Below are 17,054 nucleotides of genomic sequence, written 5' to 3'. Positions count from 1 at the left end.
CTAAATTTCCTCTCAAATTTATGTATAAAAAATCCTGTCCCTCAAGACAGTAATTAGCTGTTTAATTTATTCAATTTCACTGATAAAGGCATTCTGTACACGTCGCCAAAAATCCACATGCCGATATTGAGCAAAATGGACCCTTTTTTCAGAGACCTTAAAGCGTAGTTCAGTAATATTGTGCCCTTTAATCTCTTCTTGGTCATACATAACCAAAAAATGATTGCTTTTTGGTTTCATCACAATTTCTTGATCTTGTGGCACAATTAGCGGTGAACCTAAGGTTCGAAATACTCGGTTATTAATTGAGGCTATTTCAGACATTTGAATTGCTGGCAAGCTCGGATGTAGCACTGCACCACCATTAGCCTTATTATAAGCTGTTGATCCAGTTGGCGTTGCAACAGCAATACCATCTCCACGAAAACGCTCAAAGGCCTGGCCACCTAAATATATGTCGGCAACTAAAGTGCCAATAGGTTGCTTTATAACCGCTTCATTAAGCGCTAAAAATTTGTAAGATTCACCACTAGTTCTCACAACAGTCAGCTCGAGTAGTGGGTAACTAACTTTTTGGCCGTTATCATGGATTAAACTATCAACAAACTGGTCAAGCTCCGTGCTTAACCAATCCGTATAAAACCCCAAATGACCTGTATGAAGGCCAACAAAACGCACGCTTTCTGTTTGATCAACATACTTTTGAAAAGCGCCCAAAAGCGTGCCATCCCCACCAACGGAAACGACAATATCCGGATTTCTATCATCAATATCGACATTATTTTTCTTCATTGCCAGTATTAATTTTTTGGCAATAATCACGCTATGTTCAGCATGATTATTGAAAATTGCGATTTTCATTCTATTGCTCTTATCTCACTAAGTTCTTGATCTAAAGCAAAAGTTGATTCGGATAGTTTAGTCAGTCGATTTGCTAAATCTTCGTTCAACTCCCCATGCTTATAACGTAAATCATGTTCCACAGTAGCCCAAAAATTCATCGCCATTGTCCGCACCTGAATCTCTGCCAATACTTTTAGTTCTCCAGTATACATCTGGACTGGATATTCAATCACAAGATGATACGAACGATAACCCGAAGGTTTAGCATTACTGACATAATCACGCTCTTCTAAAATTTGAAAATCCGTCCTTTGACGCAACAAATCGACCACAGTATAAATGTCTTCAACATACTTTGTCATAATACGAACACCGGCAATATCTTGCAAATCAAGAGCCAACCGATTCTCATCTAAATGTCGACGAACTATCTTTTCTTCAATTGAGGCTTGAGACTTTACACGACCAGTTACAAATTCAATTGATGAATCTTCACCAGATTTTTCGTATTGCTGACGCAAACCACGTAATTTTACTTTAAGCTCTGAGACGGTTTGAATATATGGTATAAAAAAATGATCCCAATCCATACTGTCATCCTTTATTATATTTTTTTAATTACTACTATTCTATTTTAACATATTTATGAGCGTATCATTTGTCAAGTACACCCTTGACGACTATACTAATATTTTGTATATTGAATAAGTTAATAACTCAGGAGAACAATCATGCTATCTATATATCATTTCGATACGCCACTGTCCGATAATTGCTTAATTACAGAGCAATATCTACAAAAAATTAGTCAACAAATTCATCGTTCACATCATCTGTTTTTTGTGCCTTTAATCAATGAACCAATTTTGAAAATGATTAAAGATGATAATTCATCATGTGCTGATGAACCAACAGACAAAGCCAGCTTAGTCTATCGACTCACTCTCGATTTCAAAGCTGCTCAAATTGAAGGTAATAAAAAAGCGCGAGCATTACTCATTAACCTACAAGAGGCGCTAACGGTTGGTCATCAGAAATACTCACGTAATTTAGTAATCAATATTGCTAAAAAAGTGGGCATCAACATCACAGACTTTCTGTATAACCGTAATTCAAAAGAAACGATGCAGGCCATATTAGAAGATCAACAACTAGCTCACGGTATGATGCCAAAGGTTCAGGCTACGGTAGCGATTGATGATGCAGTCGATTTAAAAACACAAATCTTAACTGATTTCTCTGTTAACGATTTGCTACCTGCATTTTTACCCCATATATCAGATGATGATGCATCAGAAAAAAACGCAGAAGCATCAGTTAATTTAGCATAAATGATTACAAATAAAAAAACTGCTACGAGATAGCAGTTTTTTATTTGTAATCATATTAAGCAGTTATTCGAGCTAGACTCGCCGCACCAATCACACCAGCATCGTTACCTAACTCCGCTAACTTTACACGTGTAGAGTGACGAACTGTTGGGAAAGCAAACTTGGTCCAATGTTCTTCAACACGTGCACGCAAGAACTCGCCAGCAGCAGCAACACCACCACCGATAACAACGGCTGATGGATTCAAGATATTAGACATAGTAGCTGTGGCATAACCCAAATAGTAAGCCACTTTGTCAACAACTTTATTTGCCAAAAAGTCGCCCTGTTTTGCTAAATCAAAGACAATTTTTGATGTGACTTCTTCTCCATTGTCGATCATCTTCTTTAATTTTGAACTACCTACATATTCTTCAGCAATATTTTGTGCCAAATGAACAACACCAGTAGCTGAAGCATATTGTTCTAAGCAGCCACGATTACCGCATGTGCACAAGTATCCATCAGGTTCAACAATCATGTGACCGACTTCTCCGCCGGCACCAACTGTACCGTGGATTAGCTGACCATTGGCTAACAATCCACCACCGACACCGGTACCTAAGGTAATGAATGAAACTTCATCATCATTATTACCAGCACCCTTCCATGCTTCGCCAAGAGCAGCAGAGTTAGCATCGTTATCAATTGTCAAAGTAAATCCAGTTCCTGCCTCAATATCTGCTTTGACAGGTTGTTCTGTTTTCCAATTTAAGTTAAAGGCGCCTGTGACTGTACCTGTTTCACGGTTAACAGTTCCCGGTGTACCCATACCAATACCAATGATGCGTTCTTTATCCAATTGGTATAAGTCTAAATGATGATTAATGGATTCAACGATATCTGGAACAATGTGTGCACCATCATCCAAAATGTTTGTTTTAATTGACCACTTTTGTTGAATTTCACCTTGATCAGTTAAAATTGCAAACTTGATAGTTGTACCACCAAGATCAACGCCAATAAGTTTATCTTTTGCCATGATTATTAAAGTGCAAAGCGTATTTCTAAAGACAAATTAACTGCCTTATATGATGATTAATCAGCGCAATGCATGTTTCCTCCATAAAATTTATTACTTACATATTTTAACAGAAAGTGCTTACATAGTGCAAGCGTTTTCATCATTTTCATTAAATGTTTTCAATCACTTGGATTTTCGACTTCCATTGTGTGTTCATGTGATAAAATTAACTTAATTGTTGCATAATCTTTTGCATTTAAAATGTCAGTTTTGTAGAGATTATCTACTTCTAGTGCTGCTAATTCGATATCCCACAGACGCTTACCAACGTGAATATACACACCGAATTCTTTTAAATATTGTAATACATCATAAAATGTTTTCATATTCTTAAACCTGCCCAAAAAGTTAAAATAATCAGCAATATTGTTATAGCGCCCATGATTAAGCGCACTCGAATAGCGTATTTCCCACTGCGCCCATAGAAACCAAACATTACCGCAAACATCATCCCACCGATTAAGCCACCGATGTGCCCCCATATATCAATATCCGTTGATGAAAATCCTGTGACTAAATTCAAAATGACAAAGAGCCCCAACATTGTTCCCATCGACTTAACTTGCGGATCTTCTTTAAAACGAATGGCATACAAAATTAGTCCACCAAACATGGCAAAAAGTGCTGTAGATGCACCTACAGAAACACTCGACGGCGCCAATAAATATGAAAAAATATTACCAATAATACCACCAAAAAAATATAGTCCAAAAAATTTTGTACTGCCAAATGCTCGTTCAACAAGTGGTCCAATAAACCATAAAGTGATCATATTAGTGACAATGTGTAAAAAACCAGCATGGAGAAAAACCGGCGTTAACAATCGCCAGTATTCATGTTTTAACTGGATATATGGTCCCCATTTTGCACCCATATTAATTAAGAATTCACTATTCTCCGTCGTTCCACGGCTTAATACAAGCTCAATTAGGAATACAAAAGTAGTTACCAAAAATATAATTGTCGTTATCGGTGCTGTTTGATATTGTTCTTTTAATGCCTTCATAACCTTTATTTTAACAGATTATGATTTTTTATGTTTTGTTGTGTGATAAATGAATTAACTTATTCGTATGCATCAGAAAAAGCATTCGACAAATCGAATGCTTTTTCTCAACGACGATCTTTTAACCGCTGTTGCATCAAATATTGATATCGTGTATACCAAACGTCAACATATCCTTGTGAGAATGGTCCAGAACCTTCGTTTATCCAATCAACCAAAATTTTGACATGAGCTTTCAAAATTTTATCGATTTCTGGCGGATAATGCCACTTTTTACTATGAGCCGCATATTCATCTGCATCCAGTAAATGTTTGACGCCATCAGGAAAAACTTTAATATCTAAATCGTAGTCAATATATTTTAGCGCCTCTTTGTCGAGTACATACGGAGAAGCTAAATTACAATAATACGATACACCATTATCGCGAATCATCGCAATAATGTTAAACCAATATTTCTTATGGAAATAAACAATAGCAGGTTCTCGGGTAACCCATCGTCTACCATCATCTTCCGTTACCAAAGTGTGATCGTTTAGGCCAATGATAGAATTTTCACTGGTCTTTAGTACCATGGTATCGCGCCAAGTTCGATGCAACGAGCCATCATGCTTATAGCTTTTGATCGTGATGAAGTCACCTTCTCGTGGTCCACGACTGGGTCTATCAACGTTCATAACGCTACCTACTCTTCTAACACCGAATTCCTATTTAATTGTACCACATTTCAATCATCTGCAGATACTTCTAACTCATGAATTACCACATTAATTAATTCGGCATTATAACCTTTCGTATACAAACTATTTTTAGTTTTATATATCCTTTGACTTGGTACTTCGTTACGGTAGCGTCGCCAGCTTTTTTCCGCTTGACGCTTGATATTTTCTAACTCAATTTCATCGTCATTTTCTGTAATCACCCTATCAACAACAATCTCTGCAATATCAAAAGAGAATCCTTTTGTGGCTAAAGCTTGTACAATTTTTTGTTTCTTAGCACGAGTTGATTCTCTTTTGTATGTGGTAGCAGATTTTAAAGCAAGTTTCTCTGCAATTTCAATTTGCTCCTCGTGAGTATAATCAGATAATGCTGTTTCGATATCATCATCATTAACACCTGCCTGCTTCAAATCCATCTTGATAACATTGGGTCCCTTAGGACTAATAATTTTTTTTGTTGAAACATAGTGTTGCGCATAATTTAAATCATCGATATATTTTTGTTCATATAATTGTGCAACAACTTCATCCTGAATACTTTCAGATACCTCTTTTTCACTCATTTTCTGTTTCACTTGTTTGACTGTGTGCAATGAGTGGCTAAGGAAGTTAAGAGCAATGCTTAACGCCTTGGCAATGGAATCATTATGCTTAATTTCTGCAATTAATTCGTCATCTAATTCTCGCCCTTTCGCCAAACCAAATTTAATGAGAACACTTTCCGCCACACCAAAAGCGAATTGATTATCTAGATCAATATTATAGCGACCCGCTTTTTTTTGAATTGAAATTTTAGTTATCTTTTTCATAACTCTATTGTACGATAAATATTGCTATTCACATGTATTTTAAAATAAAAAATGATGCTAATACTGACATTAACATCACAATTTTTAAATTAAATAATTTGGTCTAATCCGATGACAACACCGTCTATATTTTTCACAGCTTCTATAGCGCGAATTACACCTGGTACAAAGGCTGATCGACTTGTTGTACTTTGGGTCAGCGTTAATTGCTCATCCACACCACCAAAATAAACGCTTTGCTGTGCGATATAGCCAGGTAACCGTACAGCATGAACTGGCACACGATCAATCTGTTCGCCGCGAGCTGGCGCTAATTTTGTTGATGTAGGTTCCGCAATGCGGGCTTTTGCAATCAATCTTGCTGTTTGCTTAGCCGTTCCAGATGGTGCATCCACCTTTTTAGGGTTGTGCGCTTCAATAATTTCTGCATCAGGAAAATATTTGGCCGCTAACTGTGAGAATTGCATTAACAAAACCGCTGATAAACTAAAGTTAGGTACAATTAAAACGCCTTTTGATGACTGTTCACGCAGTATTGCTACTTGTTCATCAGACAAACCAGTGGCACCAATCACTAGCGGCATGTTGTGCTCGATTGCGTACATTGCATTGTCAAATACAGTTGCTGGGGTACTGACATCCAGCCAAATATCTGCTGCCACATTAATATCTGATAAGGAGGTCCATACAGGTACCTTACTCTCATGTTGATGACCACTCACAATACCAACAATTTCATATTCTTCATTCAAGTTATCTTGAATAGCTTGGCCTAATTTACCAAAACCACCAGCTAAAATTATTTTTGTCATTATTTCTCCAATAATTCATTCAAATGTAATTTTTCTGCGTCACTTAAAGGAATAAGAGGCAGACGTACAGCTTCACGTACGAATCCTTTTTCGGCTAATTTCGTCTTAACTGGAGTTGGGGAAGGGTAAGCAAATAGGGCATTCATTCGTGGGGTTAGGTAACGTTGCAAACGCCCAGCTTCGCGCCAATTACCTGCATTCATAGCAGAAAACAATTCAGACATTTCGTCACCATAAAGATGTGAAGCTACCGAAATTGTTCCAGCACCGCCGACGGTGTAAGCCGAAAGAGTCATTGCATCTTCACCAGTATAGACTGCAAATCCAGTGGCCCCTTCTACCTCTGCTTCAACAAATTCAGTTGATGTTGTTTCCTTAATTGCATTAATATTAGGATGTTGAGCTAATTCAATCACACTATCAACCGTGAGACCGACCACCGTACGACCAGGAATGTTATATAACATAACAGGCTTTTCGGATGCATCAGCGATAGCTTTAAAATGTGCAATCATACCAGCTTGACTTGGCTTATTATAATACGGTGTTACTGCCAAGATGCCGTTAATATGCTCGATTTTGCTTAAAGCTTTGGCTGCTTCTACGGATTCCTTTGTATTATTGGAACCTGCATTAGCAATTAAAAGTGCACGATTACCAACCTGTTTTGCAATAAACCGTGTCAACTCTACTTTCTCTTCAAAAGACAGTGTTGGAGATTCACCTGTTGTTCCTGCAATCACAAATCCTTGCGAACCATGATTTAACAGGTGTTCAATTAATTTCTCTAATGACTCATAATCAATCTCATCGTTTACTGTAAAAGGCGTAATAATTGCCGTAATTAAATTAATTCCTTCGTACATGCTTATTCTCCTTGTGACATTCGCCACTCAATAAAATCTTTCAAAGCATTAAATCCTGGCAACAAAGCTGCTTCATCGATGTTTAACTTGGCACTGTGCAGTGAATGATTGTCATTAACACCCAGCCAAAGCATGACACCAGGAATATGTTGCAATATGTAACCAAAATCCTCACCTGTCATCGCAGGTTTTGCTTCTTCAAAAGCAATGTCTTGACGCTGTTCCATGAAACTCAGCAAATTGTTAGCTAAGTCAGGATTGTTTTCAACAGGCAAATAACTTCCTGTTTCAAGGCGAACATTAATCTTGACATCATTTGCCAACGCCACACCTTCAACGATTTGGCGAATTCGTGTTGTCATTTTATCCAAGCCATCTTTGGTCATACTACGAACTGTTCCGGCAAGATGCACCGTGTCTGGAATAACATTATTTGTAAAGCCGCCGCTAATCATTCCAAGACTCACTACACCACCTTCTATCGGATCAACGTCACGCGATACAACAGTTTGTAACAACATAATTAATTCAGCCGAAATGACAATTGGATCCTTACCTAAGTGGGGATAGGCCGCATGACCGCCTTGCCCATGGATGTCAATTTCGAGCTCGGCCGTTCCAGCAAATAAAGTGCCCGCTAAGGTACTCAAAGTTCCAGCAGGTAAATTAGGCTGATCATGAATGCCGTAAAATTCATCAGGATGCCACTCACCTTCAAAGATTCCTAAATCAACCGCTAATTTGCCACCACTTTTTGACTCTTCAGCCGGTTGGAAAAAGACAATTAAATTGTCTTTAGGTTGATGCTCACTAAAATACTGAACTAATCCCAAAGCTAAAGACATGTGAACATCATGACCACATGCATGCATAACACCTTTATGTGTTGATTCAAATGGCAATCCAGTATCTTCTGTAACTGGTAGCGCGTCAATATCAGCACGATATCCTACCGTCCGGCTTGGGTCAGTCCCAGAAAATTTCACAAGCATTGCGGTAGGTAATTCTTCTACTTGACGTATTGTCATAAAATTAGTTTGCCAAGATTGAATCTTTTCTAACAAATAACGATGCGTTTTAAATTCCGCTAAAGCAAGTTCTGGAATTTTATGTAAGTCACGCCGATAGGTTTTCAAATCTTCTTCATTAACTGGCATTATAAGCCTCGCAATGCGTCAATTAACGCAGTCTTTTGTTGCGTCTTCGAATCAATCTCCTTAATGACTTTTGCAGGAACACCCGCAACTACTGTATTGGCTGGTACATCCTTTGTGACAATCGCTCCAGCCGCAACTACTGCGCCGTCACCGACCTGTACGCCTTCAATAACGACGGCATTAGCGCCAACTAGAACGTTATTTCCGATGCGAACAGGTTGGGCAGATGCTGGTTCAATCACACCAGCTAATACCGCGCCAGCACCAATATGAGAATTTTCACCAACAATGGCACGGCCGCCAAGTACAGCACCCATATCAATCATTGTGTTAGCACCAATCTCTGCACCAATATTAATCACTGCGCCCAACATAATCACCGCATTGTCACCAATTTCAACTTGATCGCGAATAATGGCACCTGGTTCAATGCGAGCATTAATTTCTTTTTTATCAAGCAAAGGAACGGCAGAGTTACGTGAATCATTTTCAATAAATACATCTTCTGATGGTAGATTCTTAATTAACAATTCAATTTCAGACCAGTCGCCAATTAATTGTCCAAATGACTCATCTCCAAATTGTTGCACAGTATCTGGCACTTCAGTTGCCAATGTACCTTTATATGTAACTTTTACTGGGGTAATTTTTTTTGCATTTGCAATGAAATTAATTAGTTTTTGTGCTTCGTTTTCAGCCATGTTATTTATCTCCTAGAGTATAATCCTGATCTAAACTGATCATGTGTTCAAAAGTTTCACGTTCAACAACGACTTGATGTTGACCATTTTCCACGAAGACAACGGCCGGTCGTGGATTTCGGTTATAATTTGAAGCCATTGCATACCCGTACGCACCTGTTGCAAGCACAGATAAAATGTCACCAGGTTTTGTCGCCGGTAATTCTTCCTGCCAAACCAATACGTCACCTGACTCACAATATTTACCAGCAATCCGCACAATTTCTTCACTTTTAGCATTTGGTTGATTGGCTAAAACCGCTTCGTAATTTGCTTGATAAAGTGCTGGACGAATATTATCTCCCATACCACCATCTACAGCCAAGTAATTTCTAATTCCTGGAATATCCTTACGCGACCCAACTGTATATAGGGTTTGTCCGGCTGGTCCGACAATCGAACGACCAGGTTCAATCCATATTTCTGGCATTGCCCAATCGTACTGTGTAGCCTTTTCTTTCAAAACACGGATAATAGCATCCGCAAACTCGTTTTCTGGCAAAGGTTGATCCTCATCAGTATAACGAATACCAAATCCACCGCCAGTATTAATGACTTCTGGTTGCCATCCCCATGAGTAAGCAGTATCTGCTAATAGTGCTGCATTTTTCTCAAATCCAGTCACATCAAATATTTGAGATCCAATATGCGCATGTAAGCCACGCAAATGAAGATGGTTATCTTTTATTGCAATATCATAGGCCTGCTTCGCTTGACCTGTTTGTAAATCAAAGCCAAATTTACTATCTTGTTGACCAGTACTAATAAATTCATGAGTATGAGCTGAAATTCCTGGTGAAATACGTAGTAAAATATCTTGAATAACATTTTTTTCCGCCGTAATTTCTGACAGTAGCTGTAACTCAAGAAAATTATCAACAATAATTGTTCCCACACCATTTTCAACGGCCATCACAAGTTCATCATAACTCTTATTATTACCATTAAAACTAAGATGCTGAGTTGGAAAATCAGCTTTAATTGCTGTGTATAATTCCCCACCAGACACGACATCAGCGTGAATATTTTCTTGAGCTGCCACCTGATAAATTGCTTTAGTAGCAAAAGCTTTACCAGCATAACTCACTACATATGGGACATTTTCTTGTTCAAAGATACGCTTAAACGCTCTCATTGTCTTACGAATAAGTGTTACATCGTAAACTGCTAACGGCGTGCCATATGTCTTTGCCAGTTCAATTGTATCAACACCATCAACTGTCAGATGTTGCTTTTCATTTATTGGATACGTCATCATTTCCCCTTGAATTACACAAAAAAACCCTTTGATAGGTTCGCAAAACGGACTTATCAAAGGGCATTGTTAGCATTTTTGACAGTTTCCATAGCTCACCGCATCTCTGCGACAGTCTAATAGCTCTTAACTATTAGCCCAATCAAGGTCATTTGTAGACACCCTTGATTTCGGCGATATCCCCTAAGCTTACTATCAATTGCTACAGCAACTCCGGTAAGTGTATTGTCAATCGCGACCTCTATGTGAAATAATTTTTATTCTGTCATTATTATGACTGAATCATTATTGAATGTCAAGGTTTTTTCGTCTAATTCTTTGCTAGCAATCATGTGATTTTAAAAAGACGTTAATAATTTGTTCATCCGCGGTGCATAAATATCACCAAAGCGTGTAAAGTGCATTAGTATATAATAAAACTCATACCATTTTTCACGTTTTTGCCAGCCATCATCCAATGGCCATTCTTGCATATATTGATTATAAAATGACGGACTAAAGCCGGCAAACACTCTTGAAATCGCCAAATCATATTCCCGATCACCGTAGAACACGTTAGGATCAATAAATACAGGTTTACCTTGATCGTTAAACATAAAGTTTCCTGCCCAGAAATCACCATGCAGTAGTGATGGTTGAACTGTTTGCGCGTGATTATCATTTAATATTGTTTCACGTAAATTACTATAGTGATCACCACGTTGGGTCAGCCAAAAATTATTTTTTTGCGCTTGTGCCATTAGCGGATCCAAGCGTTGTTTCACAAAGAATTCAGCCCAAGAAGATTGCCAAGTATTATTTTTAGGCACAAAATCTACTAAGTTATCACTATCAAATCCAAACTTTGGCGCTGTAGCTTGGTGCATTTTAACCAGCGACTTTGCTAATTCTTGTTGTGACCCATTTCCTTGATTAATCCACGTCAAGACTAAATAGGCGTGCCCTTGTAACTGTCCCTGTGCTAAAACGGCTGGCACAGTCACCTCTTCCCCCAAAGCCTTCAAGCCAGCAACTTCATGATCAAAAAAACTTGCTTGAGCATTTTGTTGAATCTTTAAAAAATAGCGCTGGTTATTCGAATAGATTGAAAACGCCTCGTTAATGTCGCCACCACGTACCTTTTCTAAGTCGTGTGGTTTTTCAAGTCCCAAACGAGTAACAAAATCGTTGCCTAAGTCCATATTATCCTCCAAAATTTATTATCGGAACAAAAAAACACAATTTCCATTATGAAAACTGTGTTTTTGGCAAAATAATACCCTTATTATCGACAAATTTATTCAATTGTCTCACAGGTATTATCATCTGATTGTAGTGTATCATAATATTATACAGACGTCACTACTTTGTGTACTTCTCTATTGTTAGCTGATGACTGGTAAATTGGCTGCAATTAAATCGTTAGTTACATCCACAAATTTTTCATCGTTCAAACGCAACAAACGCCAATCGTATTCCCTATCATTATCAAATTCATCAATATATGGTTCAAACTCACCTTCAGTTTGTAAAATCAGATAGCCTGCAAAAGCATCCGAAAATTCACTTTCAGTGCTAATAACACGTACTAATTGATTATTAGAAAAAAATCCGATGGCTAACTGATCATTATTCCACTGCCCTTCAAAGGCCCACTTTAAAGTAATCCAATCTGAAAGTGTTATTCCTAGGTTCAATAGATAATCCACAGATAAACGAATGTGGATTGGATGCTTGCTGGATTGAGAGTCGATTCCTTGAGCATCCAATTGAGAAGAGAAGATGCCACTTAATGCCTCAAAATCACTCACACTGGGTACTTTTTCTTCATTTTGCCATGCTTCAACAGTTTCAACTTCAACATCTAGTGCATCAGCAATCTCTATTGTTGAAATTTTAGTTAATTCTTGTAGTTTTTTTAAGTTATTCATAGTTATAATTATACAGAAAAACCGCCATGAATGGCGGTTATTTCGACATTATTTTTTTCTGTTTCTTTGCAACCATTGCTGAACGAACGACACCAATGATTGTTGGCATTAATGTGACCAACGCAATACCTAAAATAATTACAGAAAAGTGTGCTTTAACAAATGGAATATTTCCGAACATATAACCAGCACCGGTTGCAATTAAACTCCAAGAGAACGCAGCAATCAAACTATTGCGTAGGAAATGTTTGTATGAAAATTGGCTGATACCAGCCACAAACGGTACAAATGTGCGGACAATCGGCATGTATCGCCCAATGATTATTGCCGCAGCACCACGCTTTTCAAAGAAAGCTTCAGCTTCTTTGATATGTTGTTCTTTAATGAAACGACCAAAGAAACGATGATGTAAAATTTTATAACCACCTGTACGACCAATCCAAAAATTGACTGAGTCACCAATAACAGCTGCTAAGAAGAATACAATCATAAATACCCAATGATTAAGTCCGGCATTTAGCCCAGCAGGCGTAGCAGCAATAGCTCCTGCAGCAAACAACAGTGAATCTCCAGGTAGAAACGGCATAATCACACTGCCAGTTTCAATGAAAATTACCACAAATAAAATCAAATACGTCCATAAACCGAACGCTTGCACAAGATTACCAATATGGACATCAATGTGCAAAATAAAATCAATTAGAAATGACATAAAGTTCCCCTAAAGTACGAATAGTAATATTTTACCACACATGTGAGCATGTCATATTAAAATATACCTTTTCATCCCTATTGCGATTTTAATTGCCTTCTAACCAGAAAAATTACGGTAACTTACTTATTTAATGCCTGTTTTGGTTGTTTCATTGAAATACAGCCAAACACGACCATCCAAATGGTAGCACCAATTGCTGGTAGACGAGATTCTGGATTAAAGAAAAGCGTAATAAATACAAAACTGAAAAACAGAATTGCCAATGGCACTAACGTCTTAGGTGCTATGACAAGAAAGCCATCAGGCATGTAACTATCTGACTTGCGATACTTCATGTAAGCGAATAATATGAGTACATAAATCATCAAAAACAAGTCCGTCGATGCGCTTGTCACAAAACTAAACGCATTTGTGATTGATGGAATAACCGAGATTAAGGCCGAAAAAGCAACCATTAATGATGTAACCAGTACAGCATTCACTGGTAATTGTGTTTTTGATGTTTTTCTAAATGGTTGTAAAAACTTGGCCTTAGATTGGAATGATAAAGCAAAGAAATTACGGCTAGCACTAAACAAAACTGAATTTAATGCTGAAGCAGCACTCGTTAATACTACGAAATTAATTAAAGCGGCAGCCCATTTCACACCTGCCAACTGGAAAACCATCACGAAAGGACTTTGATCCTCTGGAATTTTCTGCCATGGATAAATCGTCATAATAATGAACAATGCACCCAGATAGAAAAACAATATGCGCCAAGGAATTTGGTTAATCGCTTTGGGCAAAACCGAACGGGGATTTTCCGTTTCAGCCGTTGTCATGCCAATAAATTCCATGCCGACAAATGCAAACATGACCATTTGAAAGGCATTAATAAAATTACCAACCCCGTTAGGAAATAACTCAAAGTGATGCCAAACATTACTAAAAGCAACTTTTCCAACTGGTGTTTCAAATCCTGTCAAAGCCATGATAATACCTGTCACAATCAATGATAGGATGGCTACAATCTTTATCATGGCAAACCAGAATTCAGTTTCACCATAAAGTGCTACGGCAATTAAGTTGATCGACGTTAGCAAAATAAGCATGACGATTTGAATCAACCAACTTGGTAAATCCGGCAGCCAAAACTGAATATATTTTGCCACTGCAGTCAGCTCTGCCATCCCCATAAATACAACAGTTAACCAATATGACCAACGTGCAAAGAATCCGGCACGGTTACCTAAAAATTTAGTGATGAAAGAAATAAAGGTATGTTGACTGGGATCAGCATACAGCAGTTCACCAATGGCACGCATTACAACAAACATAAACATTCCAATAACTAAGTAAACCAATAAAATGGACGGTCCAGCAAAATGGATTGAATTTCCTGCCCCCATGAATAGACCAGTACCAATTGTTCCACCAATAGCTATTAACTGAACGTGTCGGTTTTGTAAACCTCGTTTCGGAAGATTACTGTCGCCTTTTGAATCGGACATAATAATATAAATTTCCCTTTCCTATTGCAAAGCACCCCTCGATCATCTCAGGGTGCTTTGACTTTTCATACATACATGATCTAGTATGCTGATTTTTTTCTAAAAATAAACAACGCTATTTTGTTCATTCGGTTTCACGTGAGTAATTAGAAACATCAGACAAAATCAAATATTGGAATTCATCGTATGACATTGTAACTGTTTTTGTATCACCATACTTACGAACAGTAACCGTGTTACTATTTACCTCTGAATCGCCTAGTACCAAAGTATATGGAATTTTGTTCGTTTGCGCTTCACGAATGAGGTAGCCCATCTTAGCGTCTTTTGTTTCAACATTAGCGCGCAATCCAGCATCCTGTAACTTCTGCTGTACAGCGTTCGCATAATTACCATGAGCACCTAAATTAACAGGGATGATTTGTACTTGTAAAGGTGACAACCATGTTGGGAAAGCACCCTTGTACATTTCAATCAAGTAGGCTGTGAAACGTTCCATCGTACCAACAATACCACGATGTAACATCACTGGACGATGATTATCCAGACCATCACGACCAATATATTTCAAGTCAAATCGTTCTGGCAACAAGAAGTCTAATTGGATAGTTGACAATGTTTCTTCATTACCTAAGGCAGTCTTTGTTTGAACGTCTAACTTTGGACCATAGAAAGCAGCTTCACCTTCAGCCTCGAAATAATCAAGACCGAGATCATCCATTGCTGTTTTCAATTGCTTTTGTGACTTTTCCCACATTTCATCATCATCAAAATACTTTTCTGTATTTTTGGGATCACGATAAGACAAACGGAAACGATAATCTTTAATGTTGAAGTCACGATAGACACCCATCATCATTGTTAGAATAGACTTAAACTCTTCTTCTAACTTTTCTGGTTCAACGAATGTATGACCATCGTTCAATGTCATCTCACGAACACGAGATAACCCTGTCAAAGCACCAGATTTTTCATAACGATGCATCATTCCTAATTCAGCAATACGCATTGGTAATTCACGGTATGAACGTGGCTTATGATTAAATACCATGATATGTGATGGACAATTCATTGGACGTAATTCCAAAAATTCGCCATCCCCCATATCCATTGGTGGGAACATATCTTCACGATAATGGTCCCAGTGACCAGATGTCTTATATAAGTTCAAATTAGACAATACTGGTGTGTAAACGTGCTGGTAGCCATTTGACAGCTCTTTATCTGTAATATATCTTTCAACTTGGCGACGAATTGTTGCACCATTTGGCAGCCAAACTGGTAATCCTGAACCAACCTCCTGGCTAGTAAAGAATAGATCAAGATCACGTCCAATGACACGATGATCACGTTCCTTAGCTTCTTCACGACGAGCAATTTCTGCTTCAACGTCAGCTGCTTTCCAAAAGGCCGTTCCATATACTCGTTGCATCATTGGGTTGCTTGAATCTCCACGCCAGTAAGCGCCAGCCACTGAAGTAAGCTTAAAATGCTTAATCCAACCCGTTGATGGTACCAGACCACCCTTATCAAGCTCAATATGATCTCCTTGAACAGCAATTGTGATCTTTTCATCGACTGGTAGATCATTTACTAACTCAACTTTATATGGATCATCAGCAAATATTTCTAATGCTTCATCACGTGTGATTTCGCGAGAAAGAATTGGTAGATCCTCTTTCACAATTTTGTGCATAATCGCCTCGATTTCAGGGAAATCTTCGATTGACACTTGATTGCCAGCCCCATTATCTGTGTCGTAATAGAAGCCATTTTCAATAAAAGGACCAACTCCAAAATGAATGTTAGCAAATTTTGGAATTCGCTTTAATGCTTGTGCTAATAAATGAGATGCTGAGTGACGAAGTAGATCTAATGCTTCGCTATCTGATGTAGTGATTAGTTGAAAATCGCCACTTTCAGTAATAACATCGTTCATGCCAATGTATGAACCATTTATTTTTCCTGACACTGACTTCTTTGCCAATGACTTTGAAATACTTTCGGCAACCCCAATTGGCTTAATCCCTTCATCAAACTTTTTAATAGCGCCATCTGGGAATGTAAGACTGATTTCTGCCATGCTATTTTCCTTTCAAATTCCATTCTAGTATTTTACATTAATAAAACAAAAACGTCCCTTCAGATCCTTATTAGATCTAAAGGGACGTTTTACCGCGGTACCACCCAAGTTTAAAACAGGAAAAATTCCTATTTCTCTCAAATGATATATAACGGTATCACCCGGGCAACTTTTCATTTAAAACTACTAAATCACCACTCAAAGGTAGTCTCTTATGTATGCACTGCTCATTTTCACCAAACATGAACT

18 protein-coding genes, 1 riboswitch and 1 other annotated feature (1 of these 20 running past the window's edge) are annotated in these 17,054 nt (G+C 38.0%); of the genes, 1 reads left to right on the top strand and 17 read right to left on the bottom strand.

Features of this window, described 5'->3' with window-relative positions:
- Positions 1-66: 66 nt before the first annotated feature.
- Together LEUM_RS03310 and LEUM_RS03305 are read right to left on the bottom strand one after the other, a co-directional pair.
- Positions 67-861 carry an NAD kinase gene (locus tag LEUM_RS03310; protein ID WP_011679477.1) on the bottom strand — a complete coding sequence of 265 codons (795 nt, stop codon included), beginning with the start codon at positions 859-861 and terminating at the stop codon, positions 67-69.
- Positions 858-1,433 carry a GTP pyrophosphokinase gene (locus tag LEUM_RS03305; protein ID WP_004164333.1) on the bottom strand — a complete coding sequence of 192 codons (576 nt, stop codon included), beginning with the start codon at positions 1,431-1,433 and terminating at the stop codon, positions 858-860. The genes LEUM_RS03310 and LEUM_RS03305 overlap by 4 nt, the downstream gene beginning before the upstream one ends.
- A 141-nt stretch (positions 1,434-1,574) precedes the next feature.
- Between LEUM_RS03305 and LEUM_RS03300 the strand changes: the two genes are divergently transcribed.
- Positions 1,575-2,174: a DsbA family protein gene (locus LEUM_RS03300; protein ID WP_010293329.1), complete on the top strand. Its 600-nt coding sequence runs from the start codon at positions 1,575-1,577 to the stop codon at positions 2,172-2,174.
- A 55-nt stretch (positions 2,175-2,229) separates the two neighbouring features.
- Here LEUM_RS03300 and LEUM_RS03295 read toward each other — a convergent pair whose 3' ends face one another.
- The 15 genes from LEUM_RS03295 to thrS all read right to left on the bottom strand — a co-directional run bounded on the left by LEUM_RS03295 (position 2,230) and on the right by thrS (position 16,805).
- Entirely contained in the window at positions 2,230-3,195 is a 966-nt protein-coding gene (locus LEUM_RS03295; protein WP_004164341.1) for an ROK family glucokinase, read from the bottom strand.
- Positions 3,196-3,356: 161 nt separating this feature from the next.
- Positions 3,357-3,563, bottom strand: a complete 207-nt coding sequence (locus LEUM_RS03290) for a YqgQ family protein (protein ID WP_011679476.1) — start codon at positions 3,561-3,563, stop codon at positions 3,357-3,359.
- A complete protein-coding gene (locus LEUM_RS03285) occupies positions 3,560-4,243 on the bottom strand; it encodes a rhomboid family intramembrane serine protease (RefSeq protein ID WP_011679475.1) in 684 nt (227 codons plus the stop codon). The genes LEUM_RS03290 and LEUM_RS03285 overlap by 4 nt, the downstream gene beginning before the upstream one ends.
- A 107-nt stretch (positions 4,244-4,350) precedes the next feature.
- Positions 4,351-4,920, bottom strand: coding sequence for a nucleoside tri-diphosphate phosphatase (gene ntdP / locus LEUM_RS03280; RefSeq protein WP_004164346.1), 570 nt, complete (start codon positions 4,918-4,920; stop codon positions 4,351-4,353).
- A 50-nt stretch (positions 4,921-4,970) separates the two neighbouring features.
- Positions 4,971-5,774, bottom strand: coding sequence for a recombination regulator RecX (recX, locus tag LEUM_RS03275; RefSeq protein ID WP_011679474.1), 804 nt, complete (start codon positions 5,772-5,774; stop codon positions 4,971-4,973).
- Between the two features lie 89 nt (positions 5,775-5,863).
- Positions 5,864-6,586 carry a 4-hydroxy-tetrahydrodipicolinate reductase gene (gene dapB, locus LEUM_RS03270; RefSeq protein WP_011679473.1) on the bottom strand — a complete coding sequence of 241 codons (723 nt, stop codon included), beginning with the start codon at positions 6,584-6,586 and terminating at the stop codon, positions 5,864-5,866.
- A complete protein-coding gene (gene dapA / locus LEUM_RS03265) occupies positions 6,586-7,452 on the bottom strand; it encodes a 4-hydroxy-tetrahydrodipicolinate synthase (RefSeq protein WP_011679472.1) in 867 nt (288 codons plus the stop codon). Before dapA ends, dapB begins: the two co-directional genes overlap by 1 nt.
- Positions 7,453-7,454: 2 nt before the next feature.
- The gene (locus LEUM_RS03260; protein WP_011679471.1) at positions 7,455-8,609 is read right to left on the bottom strand and encodes an N-acetyldiaminopimelate deacetylase; all 1,155 of its coding nucleotides are present in this window, start codon (positions 8,607-8,609) and stop codon (positions 7,455-7,457) included.
- Positions 8,609-9,310, bottom strand: a complete 702-nt coding sequence (gene dapD / locus LEUM_RS03255; RefSeq protein ID WP_004164351.1) for a 2,3,4,5-tetrahydropyridine-2,6-dicarboxylate N-acetyltransferase — start codon at positions 9,308-9,310, stop codon at positions 8,609-8,611. The genes LEUM_RS03260 and dapD overlap by 1 nt, the downstream gene beginning before the upstream one ends.
- 1 nt (position 9,311) lies before the next feature.
- A complete protein-coding gene (lysA, locus tag LEUM_RS03250) occupies positions 9,312-10,604 on the bottom strand; it encodes a diaminopimelate decarboxylase (protein WP_011679470.1) in 1,293 nt (430 codons plus the stop codon).
- Positions 10,605-10,687: 83 nt separating this feature from the next.
- A riboswitch (Lysine riboswitch) is annotated at positions 10,688-10,856 on the bottom strand.
- A gap of 86 nt (positions 10,857-10,942) precedes the next feature.
- The gene (locus tag LEUM_RS03245; RefSeq protein ID WP_011679469.1) at positions 10,943-11,785 is read right to left on the bottom strand and encodes a fructosamine kinase family protein; all 843 of its coding nucleotides are present in this window, start codon (positions 11,783-11,785) and stop codon (positions 10,943-10,945) included.
- Between the two features lie 183 nt (positions 11,786-11,968).
- Positions 11,969-12,514: a hypothetical protein gene (locus tag LEUM_RS03240; RefSeq protein WP_011679468.1), complete on the bottom strand. Its 546-nt coding sequence runs from the start codon at positions 12,512-12,514 to the stop codon at positions 11,969-11,971.
- A gap of 37 nt (positions 12,515-12,551) precedes the next feature.
- The gene (locus LEUM_RS03235) at positions 12,552-13,226 is read right to left on the bottom strand and encodes a VTT domain-containing protein (RefSeq protein WP_010287543.1); all 675 of its coding nucleotides are present in this window, start codon (positions 13,224-13,226) and stop codon (positions 12,552-12,554) included.
- A gap of 122 nt (positions 13,227-13,348) precedes the next feature.
- The gene (locus tag LEUM_RS03230) at positions 13,349-14,722 is read right to left on the bottom strand and encodes an amino acid permease (RefSeq protein ID WP_011679467.1); all 1,374 of its coding nucleotides are present in this window, start codon (positions 14,720-14,722) and stop codon (positions 13,349-13,351) included.
- A gap of 124 nt (positions 14,723-14,846) precedes the next feature.
- The gene (thrS, locus tag LEUM_RS03225) at positions 14,847-16,805 is read right to left on the bottom strand and encodes a threonine--tRNA ligase (RefSeq protein ID WP_011679466.1); all 1,959 of its coding nucleotides are present in this window, start codon (positions 16,803-16,805) and stop codon (positions 14,847-14,849) included.
- Between the two features lie 77 nt (positions 16,806-16,882).
- Positions 16,883-17,054 (bottom strand) — a binding site (T-box leader); it runs 46 nt beyond the window's last position.

It is taken from the genome of Leuconostoc mesenteroides subsp. mesenteroides ATCC 8293 (assembly GCF_000014445.1).
GTDB classification, from domain to species: Bacteria; Bacillota; Bacilli; order Lactobacillales; family Lactobacillaceae; genus Leuconostoc; species Leuconostoc mesenteroides.
This window is presented reverse-complemented; position numbering and strand designations above follow the sequence as displayed.